The organism is Oscillibacter acetigenes (genome assembly GCF_025567605.1).
GTDB classification, from domain to species: Bacteria; Bacillota; Clostridia; order Oscillospirales; family Oscillospiraceae; genus Oscillibacter; species Oscillibacter welbionis.
Genome location: NZ_JAOQKG010000001.1, coordinates 240,649 through 257,430 on the forward strand (window position 1 = coordinate 240,649; position 16,782 = coordinate 257,430).

18 protein-coding genes are annotated in these 16,782 nt (G+C 53.1%); 17 read left to right on the forward strand and 1 reads right to left on the reverse strand.

Features of this window, described 5'->3' with window-relative positions:
* Nucleotides 1–20: 20 nt before the first annotated feature.
* The 4 genes from OCV80_RS01235 (at nucleotide 21) to OCV80_RS01250 (ending at nucleotide 3,411) form a co-directional block, all read left to right on the forward strand.
* Complete coding sequence (locus OCV80_RS01235; RefSeq protein ID WP_198152300.1) at nucleotides 21–1,400, forward strand: hypothetical protein; 1,380 nt, start codon at nucleotides 21–23, stop codon at nucleotides 1,398–1,400.
* A gap of 188 nt (nucleotides 1,401–1,588) precedes the next feature.
* Nucleotides 1,589–2,584, forward strand: coding sequence for a DUF6744 family protein (locus OCV80_RS01240; protein WP_009259465.1), 996 nt, complete (start codon nucleotides 1,589–1,591; stop codon nucleotides 2,582–2,584).
* A 23-nt stretch (nucleotides 2,585–2,607) separates the two neighbouring features.
* Entirely contained in the window at nucleotides 2,608–3,024 is a 417-nt protein-coding gene (locus OCV80_RS01245; RefSeq protein WP_009259464.1) for a hypothetical protein, read from the forward strand.
* A 78-nt stretch (nucleotides 3,025–3,102) separates the two neighbouring features.
* The gene (locus OCV80_RS01250; protein WP_009259463.1) at nucleotides 3,103–3,411 is read left to right on the forward strand and encodes a hypothetical protein; all 309 of its coding nucleotides are present in this window, start codon (nucleotides 3,103–3,105) and stop codon (nucleotides 3,409–3,411) included.
* Between the two features lie 117 nt (nucleotides 3,412–3,528).
* Here OCV80_RS01250 and OCV80_RS01255 read toward each other — a convergent pair whose 3' ends face one another.
* On the reverse strand, nucleotides 3,529–3,864 hold the full coding sequence (locus OCV80_RS01255) for a helix-turn-helix domain-containing protein (protein WP_009259462.1): 336 nt from the start codon (nucleotides 3,862–3,864) through the stop codon (nucleotides 3,529–3,531).
* A gap of 187 nt (nucleotides 3,865–4,051) precedes the next feature.
* Here OCV80_RS01255 and OCV80_RS01260 point away from each other — a divergent pair, with 187 nt between their 5' ends.
* The 13 genes from OCV80_RS01260 (at nucleotide 4,052) to OCV80_RS01320 (ending at nucleotide 16,740) form a co-directional block, all read left to right on the forward strand.
* Nucleotides 4,052–4,399 (forward strand): hypothetical protein, encoded by a 348-nt coding sequence (locus OCV80_RS01260; protein ID WP_009259461.1) that lies wholly within the window; start codon nucleotides 4,052–4,054, stop codon nucleotides 4,397–4,399.
* 121 nt (nucleotides 4,400–4,520) lie between these two features.
* Nucleotides 4,521–5,513, forward strand: a complete 993-nt coding sequence (locus tag OCV80_RS01265) for a helix-turn-helix transcriptional regulator (protein WP_009259460.1) — start codon at nucleotides 4,521–4,523, stop codon at nucleotides 5,511–5,513.
* A 130-nt stretch (nucleotides 5,514–5,643) separates the two neighbouring features.
* The gene (locus tag OCV80_RS01270) at nucleotides 5,644–6,264 is read left to right on the forward strand and encodes an MptD family putative ECF transporter S component (protein ID WP_009259459.1); all 621 of its coding nucleotides are present in this window, start codon (nucleotides 5,644–5,646) and stop codon (nucleotides 6,262–6,264) included.
* Complete coding sequence (locus OCV80_RS01275; RefSeq protein ID WP_009259458.1) at nucleotides 6,261–6,965, forward strand: energy-coupling factor transporter transmembrane component T family protein; 705 nt, start codon at nucleotides 6,261–6,263, stop codon at nucleotides 6,963–6,965. The genes OCV80_RS01270 and OCV80_RS01275 overlap by 4 nt, the downstream gene beginning before the upstream one ends.
* A gap of 12 nt (nucleotides 6,966–6,977) precedes the next feature.
* Entirely contained in the window at nucleotides 6,978–8,480 is a 1,503-nt protein-coding gene (locus OCV80_RS01280; RefSeq protein ID WP_009259457.1) for an ABC transporter ATP-binding protein, read from the forward strand.
* 12 nt (nucleotides 8,481–8,492) lie between these two features.
* A complete protein-coding gene (locus OCV80_RS01285) occupies nucleotides 8,493–10,310 on the forward strand; it encodes an ABC transporter ATP-binding protein (RefSeq protein ID WP_009259456.1) in 1,818 nt (605 codons plus the stop codon).
* A complete protein-coding gene (locus OCV80_RS01290; RefSeq protein WP_009259455.1) occupies nucleotides 10,307–12,040 on the forward strand; it encodes an ABC transporter ATP-binding protein in 1,734 nt (577 codons plus the stop codon). The genes OCV80_RS01285 and OCV80_RS01290 overlap by 4 nt, the downstream gene beginning before the upstream one ends.
* A 15-nt stretch (nucleotides 12,041–12,055) precedes the next feature.
* Complete coding sequence (locus OCV80_RS01295) at nucleotides 12,056–12,421, forward strand: metal-dependent transcriptional regulator (protein ID WP_024723492.1); 366 nt, start codon at nucleotides 12,056–12,058, stop codon at nucleotides 12,419–12,421.
* 34 nt (nucleotides 12,422–12,455) lie between these two features.
* On the forward strand, nucleotides 12,456–12,866 hold the full coding sequence (locus OCV80_RS01300) for a winged helix-turn-helix domain-containing protein (protein WP_009259453.1): 411 nt from the start codon (nucleotides 12,456–12,458) through the stop codon (nucleotides 12,864–12,866).
* 242 nt (nucleotides 12,867–13,108) lie between these two features.
* Nucleotides 13,109–13,714: an MptD family putative ECF transporter S component gene (locus OCV80_RS01305; RefSeq protein WP_024723491.1), complete on the forward strand. Its 606-nt coding sequence runs from the start codon at nucleotides 13,109–13,111 to the stop codon at nucleotides 13,712–13,714.
* 1 nt (nucleotide 13,715) lies between these two features.
* Nucleotides 13,716–14,381: an energy-coupling factor transporter transmembrane component T gene (locus OCV80_RS01310; RefSeq protein WP_034565448.1), complete on the forward strand. Its 666-nt coding sequence runs from the start codon at nucleotides 13,716–13,718 to the stop codon at nucleotides 14,379–14,381.
* 14 nt (nucleotides 14,382–14,395) lie between these two features.
* Nucleotides 14,396–15,778 carry an ABC transporter ATP-binding protein gene (locus OCV80_RS01315; protein ID WP_009259449.1) on the forward strand — a complete coding sequence of 461 codons (1,383 nt, stop codon included), beginning with the start codon at nucleotides 14,396–14,398 and terminating at the stop codon, nucleotides 15,776–15,778.
* An 11-nt stretch (nucleotides 15,779–15,789) separates the two neighbouring features.
* Nucleotides 15,790–16,740: an AraC family transcriptional regulator gene (locus OCV80_RS01320; protein ID WP_009259448.1), complete on the forward strand. Its 951-nt coding sequence runs from the start codon at nucleotides 15,790–15,792 to the stop codon at nucleotides 16,738–16,740.
* The last annotated feature ends 42 nt before the right edge of the window (nucleotides 16,741–16,782 follow it).

The window sequence follows — 16,782 nt, forward strand, 5'->3', positions numbered from 1 at the left end:
AGGAATTTCCGATCCTGAATGTGGCGAGAAGATGTGGGCTTGTCCTGAATGACCGCACGCTGGAATGGGAGGAGGTGGAAGCCTCCTGCCCATTCTGCGGCGACCACGGGCCAGGGAAACACCATCTCTTTCTCAACACCACCAGAAATATTTTCCGCTGTGTGCTCTGCGGAGAAAAGGGCAACAGCGTGTCCCTCTATGCCAAGATGGAGGGGGTTTCAAACCGGCAGGCGTTTCGGGCGTTATCGGAGGACAGCGTTCTTTACCGGTTTCCCCAGCAGCCCCTGTCACAAAAACCGGCGGAACGGGAGCCCAGCTCCCTGGCCGTCCGGCACAATGTCTACTATGATATGCTCATGCACCTGGAGCTCTCCCCCAAGCACAAAGCCGATCTTTTGGCTCGGGGATTGAGTGAGGAGCGTATTGAGCAAAACATGTACCGCACTCTGCCCATGTCCAGCTCCGCCCGGCGTTTTCTGGCGGGCATCCTTTCCGACTTTCACAATCTGGAGGGCGTCCCGGGCTTCTATGTTGACCGGGGATACTGGAACATCCTCGGCCATTCGGGGCTTCTGGTGCCGTGCCGCGACAGGAACGGCTATATCCAGGGTCTCCAGATCCGGCTGGATGATGAGACCAAGCCGGATCGAAAATACCGGTGGCTCTCCAGCCGCGGCAAGGCTCATGGGACCCGCAGCTACTCCTATATCCATGTCACCGGGAATATCCATGCCAGGACCGCCTATCTCACAGAGGGAGGCTTAAAAGGCGATGTGGCCAGCTTCCTGGATCACGACGCGCTCTTTCTCTGCTTTGCTGGCGTGACGGCCATCGCCGGCCTCAAGGATGCGCTCCAGTCCATGGAGAATCTGGAAGAGGTCGTGGTTGCCCTGGACATGGATAAGCTGGTCAACTGGCGGGTGCGAAACGCCCTGGGAAAAATCCTGGAAACGGTACAGAGCATACCCAATCTCCGGGTACGCCTGATGAACTGGAACATGACCTTCAAGGGCGTGGACGACTTCTACAAGGCCCGCAATGAAGCGGCCTCAAAGGGTGTGAACATTTTGGATATGACTTCAAACTTTATCACCATGCGCCTGGAAAGCCTGTGGAAACAGGAATATCCCGAGCAGGACCGCGGCTTTATCCACACCTGCGAGTGGGAGGAATTAACAGTTCCGATAGACCAGCTGACTGCCGGGAAACCTGCGGACATGAAGAAAGCGCAATACTATCTGAAGCTCCTGTGGGCAGGCAAAGTGGACTTTCCGCCCCTTGTCAGCGTCAACGGCGTGGTGATCGACGGCCTGCACCGATTCTGGGCCTATCAGCAGATGGGGTATCAGACGGTGACGGTCTATCAGAACAAGCCGTGGGCCATGCCCACAGCGGCATAGGGCCCGCCAGCGAAAGGAGAACGCTTTGCCAACCAACCGTTTATGCTGCTGGTGTGGAGCTCCGGCAGAGTTTTCCACATACCGGACGATTTATGTGGACACGGAATACGAACAGGCAAGCCGGTACTTTGAGTGTGCGGCCTGCCATCAAAAGGCAACCAAAGATTTGATTTCGGAGGTAAAAAACAATGTTGAACAATGAGAAAACCATCCGCTTTGAAGACTTTGCCGCCGTTTCTCAGGACGGCGGAGATGTTTTGGGAAAGGTGCTGTACTATTCACTTTCCAGCATCCTGATCGACCGGGACGAGTTGGAAAGCCTGTGTGACGCCGTAGGATTTCCCAAGGGCAGGAGCAATCGGACTGCCATGGGGGACGCTTTTCGTTCCGCCACCGGCGATATTTACGAGCGCCGGGTAGTGAAAACCGACAGCGGCCCACAGATCTTCAAGGTGTACTGCCGGGATAACAAAGGTGGAAACGCCTCTGTGATCTCCCGTGAGCTGGTCAAGGAGACCGTGCATGAGGACACCAATGAATACCGCAAGCTGGCCAACATCACCTTCAATAAGACCAGCAAGCTGTTTTCCTATGATAATCTTGTCTCCGATCCGTTCATCGACCCGCTTCCGTACTGTATGGAGGCGCAGAGGCTTTTTGAACTCTACCAGAACTGCGCCGGCCGGCGGCAGATTGAAACCCTACTGGAGAACTATGTGGACTCTATGCAGGCCGTCAAAATAGGCCGGGGGCATTTCTTTTTCGTTCCCCGGGACTTTGCCGCCAGATTGCAGGTGTTTGAGGACTTTGTGGAGATGCTGGAGGAGCATAACCAGCTCAAGCGTCCCGACCGTGATCCGCTGGAGGTCAACAGCATTTATGTTGTAGACGACGCCAAACAGCGCAAGAAGATGACTGCCGCCTTCTATCGGTCTGTCCGCAGGGAGATTGCCGAGTATGAGGAGCGCGTCACCCACCTGATCCAGAGCGGAAGCCAGAGCCCCAAGATCATGGATCGCTGGGTCATGCGCATCCAGGGCCTGGAGGAGAAGAAGCGGAATTATGAGAATATTCTAAAGCGCGAGCTTACCGACCTGGACGAGGAGTTTACCTCTCTCCGCTACCTGTCGGACGAGCTTCGGATCAGAGCGGCAGGGCTCCGCGTCCATCAAAAGGCCGCTTAAAATACCTGGAATGGAGGAGCAAGATGAACAAGGAAAAGAAGGATAGGCCGAGCATCGAAGCCCCCCAAGCAGTCAAGCATCCAGATAAGCACCCGCCGTGTTACCGTTCGGAAACACGCAATCCCTATCCGCTCTGCCTGGGATGGGGAATGAAAGCCTGTGCCCATTGCTGCCTTTGGACAGACTATGATTCCGATGAGGACGAAAGCCGTGTAAACCTTCCGCTCTCCCTGGCGCAGCTTCAGGAGATGGACGGCACTCCCGCCTGGTGGGAGTGCGGACCAGAATACAGCTGCTGGGGTATTATTGCCGTGGACAGTAGCGGGCGTTGGGAGGGCATCCCCTTCTTTCAGGGACGATGGCGTGAAGTCAATTTTGTGTATAACATCGAAGCACGCAACATGGAGATCTACCGCCATCCGCCCTATGAGGAAACCTGATAAACCGCGTCCCCGCTTTTCTGGCGGAACAAGTTCGGGACGCCGCATAAAAAACAAACCGGAGAGGAGCACCTTGATATGACCTACCAAGGGAAAGAAGTTTTTACCTCGGACGATTTCGACTATGCCGCCGCAAAGCCTGGAGACTATGTAGAGGAGGCCGTGGTGGATGCGGCGATGAACTGCCTGCCGCCCATCTGCATGAGCAGCGCCTGCGCGCAAATGGGGGACCCCTATGGTATGCGCCAGGACCCTACAACTGGGGCATGGAGATCCACCTACGCCACATTCAAGCGTTGTCTGGATGTCTCCGGTATCTGGGAGTATTGTGGACATTGTTTTTCGGGCGAGACCGTAGAGCGCGGGACGCCGCCACCCAATATGTAACACACCAAATTAAGTAAAGAGCCAATCAACGCTCCGGCCGCAGGCGCGGCCAATGAAAAAAGCCCGAGGGGATACGCCGCATAGCGTACCCCTCGGGCACTTTTATTGAGAGACGGCTTACTGCTCCGCTCCACCCTCCCGCAGAGGAAGGGAAAGGCGCTGGATCATGGCCAGTGCCAGGGCCGCATCCTGTTCGCTCAACTTCCGGATGGCGTCAATGGCTTTTTGCACGGTGGGAGACTCAACATTCTCCTCGTCAAAGAACTCAGACAGGCTCATATTGAAATAATCCGCGATATTAAATAGCTCCTGTGTTGATGGCTTGGACTTTCCGGAGGTAATGCTCTGGATATAGCTTTTGCTGTGGCCCAGCTCCAGCGACATCTGATATTCTGAGATATTCCGAGCCATCCGGAGTTGAGTAATACGCTTTGCGATATAGCTTTCCTCCAACAGGTATCACCTCTTTATGTTGATGATACCCGATTATTCAAAAACAATGTTCGCTGGCAGCGTGATTATATTTTGGTATTAGGCCGCTGTCACTTGTTATTTACCGCTTATACTTGTATAATTTTATTTATATCATTCCGCTGTAATCGGTAGAGTTGATACTGCCGAGCGAAATAGGAAAGGGAGCATGACCATGAAGCAGCGTTCTGAGGTTGCGGCTGACCGGGCCGCTTCGTACTTGAGGGAAATGGGAATACGCCCCTCCAGCAAGGCCTATCAATACTTGCTCTTTGCTTTGACTCAGTTACAATGCGGGACCCCGTTTCAAAACTCGATCTGGGAGCTAACGGCGATCCACTTCGGACAAAAGCGGGAAAATGTGCTGGCGTGCGTGCGGCGTGAGATTGCCCATGCTTTCCGTATGGCACCGGATCGTTTCTCGAATGAGCGCGTCGGCGATGTCCCAGCACGGCCGCCTCAGAGTATGGCCTTCCTGCGGCTAGGGCTCTATATGATAAACAGAGTTGTATATTAAGTTTGCGGTCATTTTGCGGCCCAAGTTTTAATCTGAATGTATCTTGACGGAACTTGTGAAATAGCGTACATTGATGATTAGCGAAAGCTAACCCTTCTGCTTATAGAGGTGAAACAGAGTTATGACGCAAAGAAGTATTTATCAGAATTTGGACCCGACTCTAAATGGCTACCATCCTGACTGGTATGATAAAAACGCAAAATTGATAAGCCGTAAGCCGGGTTGTTCCGTCATTTCCTATCAGTGTAATGGTACTGGGATTTTATATGATTACTCCATATTTCCGGGTATCGACCTGATTTTCATGGATTTCAACTGTTCAGATATTTTTGATGAGCCGAATGAAATGCGAAATGTGTTGGAAATTCGGCATTATCAAGAAGGCCGGGTTGAATTTGAGTTTGAGGGTGACAAAGTGTTTCACCTGCAGCAGGATGAATTTTGTGTAAACGGTATGCTGAATATGCCGGCTCGGTACTCATTCCCATTTGACTATTGTAGTGGACTGAGCTTGGTGCTCGATAAAAATTCAATGACGGAAGTGACCAGATCTCAGCTCGCCCTCTTCCAGATTGATATTTCTGTTTTGGAGGAGGACTTAGACACAGCCCATCAATGGTATATTTGTAAAACACCTCCCTCCATGTGTCATGTGTTTGAGGAGTTGTATGCGGCCAAAGAGCATGAAACTTCCCAATACTTTCGCATCAAAGTATTGGAACTGCTCTACCACGCCACAAAACTGCGCAAGGAAGATCGTGTAGCCGCCACTTATTATGCCCGAGAACATATTGAAATTGTGAAGCGAGTTCGTAAAGCTATGCTTAAGGATTTAAGCCGCAGTACTCCGCTGGAGCAATTCCTACGAGGTGAGGCAATCAGTACCGTTACATTCCAGACCATTTTCAAGCAAATATATGGGCGTAGCCCATATGCTTATTTGAAACATTACCGGATGAATAGTGCCGCAGTTCAACTTCGAGAGAGTAATGAGTCCATCAATCAAATCGCACTCTCACTGGGATACAGCAACGCCAGCAAGTTTGCCCGCGCTTTCCGGGATGTGTTCGGGGTGCTTCCCAAGGATTACCGGACTGCGCAAAAAGCCATTTAGTTTTCGGGCTATTTTCGACCCTGCATTTATGAAATGGAGTAGAGAACAAAAATCGGTTCTTGTATAATAAATCCGTTGGTTAGACGCAGCTAACCAACGGATTTATATTTTTACAGGAGGGTCGTTCAATATGGAGAAATCAGTTCCAAGCGCAAAGAAAAAGTTTAGCATACGCGATATCATGACAATAGCCGCTATGATGGTGATTTGTTTTATCATCATGATGGTAATGAGTTCGCTTACACTCCCTTTCCCACTCGTATATCTGTATGGCTCAGCCGGAATTGACGGTTTCATCTGCGCAGTCTTTTTCCTGGTGGCTGCTAACCGCGTCAATAAGCATGGTCTTCTTTTTGCCTGGGCGGGTATCTACGGCCTGATCCAAGGCGTCATGGGCTACATGTTCCTCTTCCCGTATTTCCTGGCGGTAGGACTTATTGCAGAACTCTCCATGCTTGGTAAAGACACCTACCGCAACCCGCTCCGAACTCGTATCGGCTGGACGATTAACTGCGTGGGTAACTTTGTCGGCTGTGCTGTTCCCCTCTGGTGGGCATGGGACAGCTATACGGCAATGGCTCTGGAGAGTGGATTTACCTCTGAAACCTTAGAAATGCAGATGGCTATGGTAACTTCCCCGGCCCTGATGCTGCTGGGAGCGGCAATTACCGCTGTACTTACTTTCCTCGGGACATTGTTTGGTCAGCGCCTATTGCGGAAGCACTTCCAAAAAGCCGGTATTGTGGGATGAACAGAACAGGTACGACACAAAAGCGAATCGAGCAGGTAGATGGGCGGACGGTCTTATTTTTGACCGTCTGCTCCTGCCTGGTCAGTTTTCTAACCACAGACCTGATTGGCCATGCGGTGTTCACTTTCTGGCTACTCTTGATTCTCTGTTATTTTGGGCTATATAAGCAGGGGATCGGCTGTTATACAGTCTATTTGGTAACCGTTGTTGGCCTATATTTGGAGACAAAATACAGCATATCATTTCCATCTCCGCTTTTGCTGAGCATGATCTACAAGCTGCTCCTTCCCGCTATGCCAGCATATCTGCTTTTCCGTATTCCCTCCGGCAAGCTCACGGCCAGTCTGCGGAAACTGCCTATCCCAGCCAAGGCTATGCTGGTCCTGGTCGTCATGCTACGCTTTGCTCCGACGATCATCCTGGAGTTCGGAGAAGTTCGGGAGGCTATGAAAATCCGAGGCTTTCTTCGGTCGGTACCTACGGTCCTGCGGCACCCATTGAATACGCTGGAATATGCAATCGTGCCTATGGTATTCCGCTCTCTAAAAATTGCGGATGAGCTCTCCGCCTCGGCTATTGTCCGCGGCATTGAGAGTCCTTACAAAAAGCAAAGTTACTATGTCAGCCGCATCTCACCGCTGGACGCGTTCCTCATGTTGGTCAGCACTGCAGCTGGAATCGTATGCTGCGTTCTGCTGTAAAGGGGTATCACAATGGGAAAAGAAATCGCAATTCGGGATCTTACATTTTCTTATAGTGGTCGGGGCGATCAGATCAGTCATGTTACACTGGACATTCGCGCTGGGGAAGTAATCGTACTGACTGGCCCATCCGGAAGCGGAAAAAGCTCTTTGACCCGTGTAATCAATGGGTTGATCCCCTATTTCTATGAGGGGGAGCTGAGCGGGCAAATCCGTGTAGGGGATAAACCTTTGGAGGAAATCCACTCCTGGGAACGCGGGAAGCTGGTAGGTAATGTGTTCCAAGACCCCCGGAGTCAATTTTTTGCCAATGAGGTAGCCGGAGAAATCGCTTTCGGCTGTGAAAATTACGGATATACCCATGAGGAAATCCAGTCCCATGTACTCCAGGCAGCCCAGTACAATAAAATTGAGGACCTTTTGGATCACAGCCTGCACACACTGTCCTATGGAATGCGGCAAAAGGTAGCCATCGCCTCCGCTCAGGCCATTGAGCCGGAGATCTATGTCATGGACGAGCCTTCCGCAAATCTGGACATCGAATCCACCTACCGCTTCGGGGATATTATCCGCAATCTGAAGGCACAGGGAAAAACCATTGTAATCGCAGAGCACCGCTTGTACTATCTCATGGATGTTGCGGACCGATTTTTCTGTATTCAGCACGGTGCGATTGTGCGAGAGTTCTCAAGGGAAGAAATGAAGAGCCTCCCATCGGCAGAAGTGCATACGCTTGGCTTGCGGACGCCGGACCTCTATCAAATGGCGTTTCAGCAGATGCCATCGGCCGCCACAGACGAAGTAGTGCTGGAGACGCAGGGGCTCCATAAAGCCTTTGATGGCACGGTGGTGGCTGAACACTTGGATTTTGTCTGCCACAGAGGAGAAATCGTCGGTATCATCGGGCCGAACGGCACAGGGAAAAGTACATTTGGGCGCATCTTTGCCGGCCTTTTGAAGGAAAACTCCGGTGAGGTATTCCTGTTTGGTCATAAGACCCGGCCAAGAGAGCGGATGGGCAAAGTATGGTACATTCCACAGGATTTAGACAGTCAGTTATTTGGAGAAGACCTTGTTGATGAATTGACCACTGGGGCACCTACGGATGAGAAGCGCAACGCACGAGCCCGGACAATTCTCAAAGCCCTGGAACTGGAGGAGTATGCCGAGCAGCACCCGGCCACCCTATCCGGTGGGCAGAAACAACGACTGGCTTTGGGGGTAGCCTTGATGCACGACGCGCCTATTATTATTCTTGATGAGCCTACCAGCGGACTGGATGGCGCCAATATGCGCAATGTGAGCCAAATCATCCGCAAGCTGGCCGGAATGGGGCGTACCATTCTGGTAATCACCCACGACGCAGAATGTGCGCTCTCTTGTTGTGACCGGGCTATCCGCCTGGAAAACGGCGCAATCACGGACGACTTTCCTATCCACTCCGTAGATATTCTTTTGGACAAAATTGGGTATCAGAGCTGTGGCCAAAGAGGCGTTTGTTATTCTGGCACATAAGGAGGTGCTTTTATGGCACAGGAAGAAACGCGCAAGAAAAAAACCGGTATGGCTCGGTGTCTGGAATTGGCATCACAACATAAGGGCCTTGTTTTTATCTCAGGCATTCTTGCCGCAGCAGCCGCAGTGTGCTCTTTCCTACCGTATCTTTCTATCTATTTTATAATGCGGGAACTAATCGGAGTTTTTCCCGATATGGCGAACGCAAATATGAGCGTTGTTCTCCGATATGGCTGGATGGCTCTCGGGGGGATTGCCGGAAATGTAATCCTTTATTTCTGCGCGTTGATGTGTTCCCATCTGGCGGCTTTCGGAACGCTTTATGAGCTGAAGCTGGCCTTTGCGAACCATATTACGGAAATCCCTTTAGGGTATCATCTGACCATTGGCAGCGGTCGGATGAGGAAGATTATGGACGAGAACATTGAGAGCATTGAAAAATTTATCGCGCATCAGTTCCCGGATTTTGTTGCTTCTCTGGTGGCCCCACTCGCCCTGGTAATTCTTCTGCTGGCCATTGACTGGCGGTATGGTATCGTTTCTCTTTTTGGAATTATCTTGGCCTTTGTGGTGCAATTCCTTGGTTTTAATGGGAGTGCCAAAGAAAAAATGCACCACTATCAGACCGCGCAGGAAGATATGAACAATGCTTCGGTAGAATATGTCCGTGGTATGCCGGAAATCAAAGCATTTAATCAAACCGCAGATTCTTTTCGCCGTCTAAGCAAATCCATCACTGATTATACTTCTTTTGTGCTGGAGTACGCTATGGGCTGGCAAAATTGTATGCCGGGGTTTACGACAATCATCCATAATATTTACCTGCTCTTGATTCCGGTAGGGATATTTATTGGCATGGGAGCCGAGGACTATCGTACTTATTCCTTGACCTTTATTTTTTATCTTGTCTTGGCTCCCGCTATTTCGGGCGTACTTAATAAGATCATGTATATTTCAGAGTCTTTCACACAAATTGACGGAAATGTGGAACGCATGGAAGAGGTATTGAGCATCCCCGTTCTGCAAAATCAAGATGTGGGGGCCAGAGAGCAGGGGCATAGCATTGAGTTCGACCATGTTTCATTCTCTTACGATACGGGCACTTCGGTTAAAGCCCTCAACGATGTATCTTTCATAGCCAGACAGGGCGAAGTAACGGCCATTGTTGGTCCTTCTGGTGGCGGAAAGAGCACGATTGCCAATCTGATTTCTCGCTTCTGGGATGTGACAGAAGGATGTATTCGTATTGGCGGAGTAGACATCCGCAAAATACCACAGGCGGAGCTTATGCGGCAGGTCAGTTTCGTCTTTCAAGATACTTTCTTGTTCAAGCAGAGCATTTTGGATAATATTCGGATGGGTAATCCGACCGCCTCAGAAGCGCAGGTGATTGAGGCAGCAAAGGCAGCACAATGTCACGACTTTATAGAAAAACTGCCAGACGGTTACCATACTATGATTGGTGCGTCTGGCATTCGGCTCTCCGGTGGTGAGCGGCAACGCATCGCGATTGCCAGGGCGATTATCAAGGACGCTCCCATTATTGTGTTAGATGAGGCAACTGCTTTCAGTGACCCAGAAAACGAGTATCTGATTCAAAAAGCATTTGAAAAACTAATACAAAATAAAACGGTTATCATGATTGCCCATCGGTTATCAACGATCCGAAATGCAGATCAGATACTTGTGATGGAGCACGGACAGCTGATTGAGCAAGGGACTCACGATACCTTGATGGAACGGCAAGGGAAGTACACACAAATGTGGAATAGTTACATGGAGTCTATCAGCTGGAAGATCCGCGCAGGAAAAGGGGGTGCAATCGAATGAAATTTCTGAAAGAAAAATTGCTGTTGTCCGAGAAAGGCTACTCTGATTTGAAAAAAGCCATCGTCGCCTGCACCCTGACCAATATTGCACTTCTACTTCCTGCCGGCGTAACAACTTTGCTGTTTTGGCAATTACTAAATCCCTTTTATGGGAAAGACATTTCCTGGGGGAATATGTGGGGATTACTGATTGTCGGCATCATAGCTTCACTTCTGGTCTTCCTTGCAGCAAGAAATGATTACCGAAAAACCTATTTGGCGTCCTATAAGGAGGCCAGCAATACACGACTGCGAATCGCAGAACATTTGCGTAAGCTCCCTATGAGTTTCTTTAATTCGAGGGACCTGTCTGATATAACCACCAATATGATGGCCGACTGTGCGAGCATGGAGTCCATGCTGAGCAGCACCATTCCACCATTGATTGCCAATGTGATCTCTGTTACTCTTACCTGTGTTTGTCTGGCCTTTTTCGACTGGAGAATGGCTCTGGCATTGTTTGCTACCATGCCTATTACATTCCTGATTATTTGGGCCGGGCGCAACTTGCAGATACGCATGTTTGACCGGCAGGTAGGTATTAAGCTGGAAGCGTCAAGTCAAATTCAGGAGTATTTGGAGGGTATCAAGATCATCAAGTCCTGCGGGTTGAGCGGTGAAAGGTTTTCTACTTTGAATCGCGCACTTTTAGCCATGAAAAAGGTCGCAATTCAAGCGGAACTCGTTTCTGGTGTGTTGGTACAATCCGCCGCCTTAATTTTGCAGGCCAGTTTGGGCATCGCCATTTTCGTGGGTACAGTGCTTATTACGGGCGGACAAATCGAATTACTCCCATTGCTTGTTCTTTTGATGTTCTCCACTCAACTCTATGGCCCTATCCTTGCCATTCTTTCTCAACTCACCTCCCTCTTCCATTTAGGGACAGTCACAAAACGGATGCGTATGCTTCTAACGACTCCCGCGATGGAGGGAAACGAGCAGGATGTTCACACATACGATATTGAATTAAAGAATGTTACCTTTGCGTATGCTAAGGAAGATGTTATCAAGGATGTCTCGCTGAAAATCCCGTCGGGGAGTATCACCGCACTGGTTGGCCCGTCCGGCAGCGGAAAAAGTACCATCTCCAAGCTGATTGCCCGCTTTTGGGATGTTCAGAAGGGCTCAATTACTATCGGTGGAGAAAATATAAAAAACATCGAGCCTGAGCATTTGATGAAAAGCATATCTTTTGTATTCCAGGATGTTACTCTTTTCAACGATACGGTATATAACAATATTCGCGTCGGCAACATGGCCGCAACAGAGGAGCAGGTTATGGCCGCTGCAAAAGCGGCCTACTGTGACGAATTTGTAATGCGGCTTTCGGATGGATACCAAACCGTTCTCGGTGAAAATGGAAGCACCCTTTCTGGCGGAGAGCGCCAGCGTATTTCGATTGCCCGCGCTCTTCTGAAAGACGCCCCTATTATTTTGCTGGACGAGGCGACCGCATCCCTTGATCCTGAAAATGAGGTGCTGATCCAGCGGGCTATCGCCCGATTGGTCGAGGGGAAAACCGTCATTATGATTGCTCACCGTCTGCGTACCGTAGTGGATGCCGACCAAATCTTTGTACTGGAAAACGGGAAACTTGTAGAGCGAGGAACGCACGACGAACTAATTGCCCATAAGGGACTGTACGAAAAGTTATATCATATCCAGCAGGAAAGTCTTGACTGGGTAGTTTAAGGGGTGGTGGTTTCGATAAAATTACGAGCATCCGGTGAGGACTATCTGGAGGCCGTGCTGGTGCTCCAAAAGGAAAAAGGCATGGTGCGCTCCGTGGATGTGGCTCGGCACCTTGATGTATCAAAACCCAGCGTGTGTCATGCGGTCTCCACTTTGAAAGCGGGTGGTTTTCTCACCATGGACGAAAATTCTTTCTTGTTCCTGACGGATGTGGGCCGGGAGGTAGCCGAGCAGACCTATGAGAAACACTGCTTCTTTACTCGCCAGCTTGTCGCAGCCGGGGTCGATCCCCAGACCGCGGAACGGGAGGCCTGCCGGATGGAGCACACCATCAGCCAGCGGTCCTTTGAATTGTTAAAAGGGGCGGTGGAGCCGGAATGAACGGTGGAAAATCAGAAGAAGAGGTGGTCCCCGCATGGGGAAGCTGCTGATTTTATCCATTACAGATGGAGAGGAACAGCTCCTGGACAAGCTCAAGGACTTCCTGGCGGAAGCGCCTGGAATTGAAATCGTGGAGCCGCCCGCCACGAAGCACACCCTCACCTTTCCCGGCCTGGAGCTGCACCTGCGCAAGCAGACGGTAAAGTGGCGGGGCCGCTCCCTGCACCTCACGCATCTGGAGTTCTTTACGCTGGCCTACCTGGCCCGGCGCCCTGGCTGGGTCTTCACGCAGGAACAGATCTACGAGGCCGTATGGCACGAGTTCCCGGAGCATTGCGGCGCGGCCGTGGCCAACATCATCAGCCAGCTCCGCCGGAAGATGGGGCCGGGCAACCCCATCCGCACGGTACCCCACAGCGGCTATAAGTTCGAGCTGCCTCCATAACCTGAGAAGCCTTTTCCGAAAAAACGCAGTTATCCTCTATGGGTAACTGCGTTTTTCTATCTGAGTCAAGATCACAATAGCCCGCCGCTTTCACAAAAGTCTGTCCAAACAGAGCATAATCGTCTATATGGAGCGGACAGAACGATTTCTTTTCGCTAAAATAATGCAATGTTGAGGGACGCATGGCGTCCAATTCTTTATTCAAACGGTTAGCATTATCTAACCAAGAAGGAGTGTGTGCTATGTCTGGATCAAACAGCCGCCGCGGAATGGGCGGCAGGGATGTCATCACCGTGGGAATCTTCTCCGCCATCTACTTTGCCATAAACTTTGCCTTTATGCTCCTGGGCGGGCTACACCCGCTGCTATGGATTTTGATGCCGGGCTTTATCGCCCTGTTCACCGGCATCCCACACCTGATGATGTGCGCCAAGGTGCAGAAGGTGGGTTCAGTCCTGCTGATGGGCCTTATCACCGGGCTGATCTACTTCGTCACCGGCCAGTTCACCCCGGTAATCCTGGTCTCCTTTGTCATTGCCTGCGGCCTGGGGGAACTGGTCCGTGGCTGTACCCATTATACCAGCATCCGGGGAAACCTTGTGTCCTTCGTCCTGTTCTCCCTGGGCATGGTGGGCTCTCCGCTGCCCATCTGGCTGATGCGGGAGGACTTCCTGCGGCAGATCACGGAACAGGGGATGCCCGCAGACTATGTGAACACCCTGGCGGCACTGTCGTCCAGCTCCATGCTGGTGGTGCTGTTCCTGGCCCCTGTTGTGGGCGCGATCATTGGCGGCTTTATCGCCCGGGCCATGTTCCGCAAGCACTTTGAAAAGGCAGGCCTTGTCTGAGATGGAGCGGCGCATCTTTGACCCACGGGCCGGCCTGTGGCTTCTGGTGGCCGCCAATATCATCGCCTTCCGCCCCCATACCCTGTGGCTGGAGCTGGCACTGGTCGGCCTGCTGCTGCTCCTGATGGCTGCCCACGGGAAGTATTCCATGGCGGTCAAATGGGCGGTGGGCTATTGTGCCCTACTGCTCTTTCAGCAGTACATCCTGCCCGCCTCTCCCAAGATTATCGCCACCAGCTTTACCATTTTTGCCACCTACGCCCGCCGGATGTTTCCGTGCCTGATGACCGGATCGCTGATGCTGAAATGTACGCCTCTGCGGTATTTCATCGTGGGACTGCGCCAGCTCCGTGTTCCCCAGCGGCTGATCGTGGCCGTCTCGGTGACTCTGCGATACTTCCCCGCTATCCGGGAGGAGATGGGCTATATCCGGGACGCCATGAAGTTGCGGGATGTCCGGGGGCTGGCCCGACTGGAGGGCACGGTGATACCTCTGATGGTGTCCGCCACCGAGACGGCGGAGGAGCTCTCCGCAGCGGCGGTGACCCGGGGAATTGAGGACCCCGCGCCTAAGACAAGCGCCGTCTTCCTGCGGCTGTCCCCGGTGGACCTGGCCGGGATGGCGGCGGGCCTTGTGTTGCTGGCGCTGTCATTTGTGGTACAATAAGGAGGACCCTCGGAATGATCTCATTTGAGTATGTTTCCTTTGGTTATGACGGCTCCCGGGAGACCCTGGCCGGCCTGAACGCCGCCATCCGGCCGGGCGAATGTGTCCTGCTGTGCGGTGCCTCCGGCTGTGGAAAGACTACGGTGACCAAGCTCATCAACGGCCTGATCCCGGCCTTTACCCCCGGCTGCCGCCTGGAGGGACGGGTGGAGGTGGACGGCCTGGACCCCGCCAAGACGCCCATGCACCAGCTGGCCCGAAAGGTGGGATCGGTATTCCAGAATCCCAAGTCCCAGTTTTTCAATCTGGACACGGACAGCGAGCTGGCCTTTGGGCTGGAGAACGCAGGATGCCCGCCGGAAGAGATCCATGCCCGGGTGGCGGAGACCGTGGAGGCCCTTGGGCTGGAGAGCCTCTGCGGGCAGAGCATCTTCTCGCTCTCTGGTGGACAAAAGCAGCTGCTGGCCTTTGGCTCGGTCTACGCCATGGGCCCGGACATCTTTGTGCTGGACGAGCCAACCGCCAATCTGGATCAGGAGGCCATCGCCCGCCTTCACGACGAGATCGCCGGTCTGAAGCGGCAGGGGCGCACGGTGGTCATTGCCGAACACCGACTCTACTTTCTTACCGACCTGATCGACCAGGCATGGTATATCAGGCAGGGGAGCCTGTCCCGGCGCTTCACCCGTGAGGAGTTTCAGCGGCTGACTGATGAGGAACGGGAGAGGCTGGGCCTGCGCACGCTGTCATCGGCCCCCTGTACCCTGCCACCGGCGAAGCCGGCCGGGTCCGGGGAAGGCCTCTCTGTGGAGGGGCTGACCTGCGCCTTTCAGAAAAGAGAGGCGGTGTTCCGTGAGCTGTCCTTTTCCGTCCGGCCGGGTGAGGTAGTGGCTGTCACCGGGCCCAACGGCGTGGGTAAGACCACGCTCTCCCGCTGTCTGTGCGGGCTGCTGCGGGAGCAGGCAGGGACTGTCCGGCTTCACGGCCGCCCCCTGGGACGCAAGGAGCGGCAGCGGGCAGCCTTCTGCGTGATGCAGGATGTAAACCACCAGCTCTTTTCGGACAGCGTGTGGGGTGAGTGTCGAATATCCGCCCCGGATGCACCGGACGAAAAAATCGCCGAGGTGCTGGATCGCCTTCAACTGCTGTCCTTTCGGGAGCGGCACCCCATGGCGCTCTCTGGCGGACAGAAACAGCGGCTGGCGGTGGCCACCGCGCTGCTGTCGGAAAAGCCGGTGCTGATTTTTGACGAGCCCACCAGCGGCCTGGATTATGCCCGGATGGTGGAGGTGTCCGGCGTGATCCGGGATCTGGCCCGACAGGGCCGCATCGTGCTGGTGGTAACACATGACCAGGAGTTTTTGCAGCAGGCTTGTGACCGGGTCCTGCATCTGTAAGGAGGGGAACTATGCTGGAGCAGATGATAGCGGGAAATGGCTTTCCAAAAGTGGTGGTGGAAAATGATCATTGCCGGGTCTTTCAGATGATGGGCGGCACCGGGGATGGGAGCATGACCCAGTACGACCTGTACCCCGGGATCACTTTGATGTATAACGACTTCCACATGGAGGATTACGACTCCGACCTGACCATTACCGGAGATCTGCTGTGCATCGACTATTGCCGCCAGGGACGGATGGAGTACCCGGCGGGACCGGATGCTTATTCCTATGTGGAAGCGGGGGACCTGAAGCTGGACCGGCGGCTGGAGCACCGGGGGCACTTTGTCTTTCCACTTTCCCACTATCACGGGATCACGGTGGGGCTGGAGCTGCCTCGGGCAGCCCAGGCCCTGGCCGAATGGGTGCGGGACTTTCCGGTGGACCTGTACCGCCTCCGAGACAAATACTGCTCCGGCCCCCACCCCAAGGTACTCCACGGGGCCCCTTCGCTGGATCATATCTTCCAGGAGCTCTATGCCGTACCGGAACAGATCAAGCTCCCCTATTTCCGCATCAAGACGCTGGAACTGCTCCTCTATCTGGATGCCCTGGAACTGCCCGCGGAGTCGGAGAAGCCCTACTTCTACAAGACGCAGGTGGAGAAAATGAAAGCGATTCACCGCCTGCTGACCGGGGATCTGGAGCGTCACTACACCATCACTGAGCTGTCCCGGCGCTTTTCCATCCCGACCACGGCCTTGAAAGAGTGCTTCAAATCGGTCTACGGCCAGCCCATCAACACCTATATGCGGTGCCTGCGCATGGACCGGGCGGCCCTCCTGCTCCGGCAGGAGCCCCATGCCGGCGTGGCGGAGATCGCCGGCCGGGTAGGGTATGACAGCGCCAGCAAATTTGCCGCCGCGTTCAAGGCGGTAAAGGGTAAAACGCCCCTGGAATACCGCCGGGAGGGACAATAAATTCTTCTGTCCAAACGGGACAGGATCGGCGGAGCGGAGCGG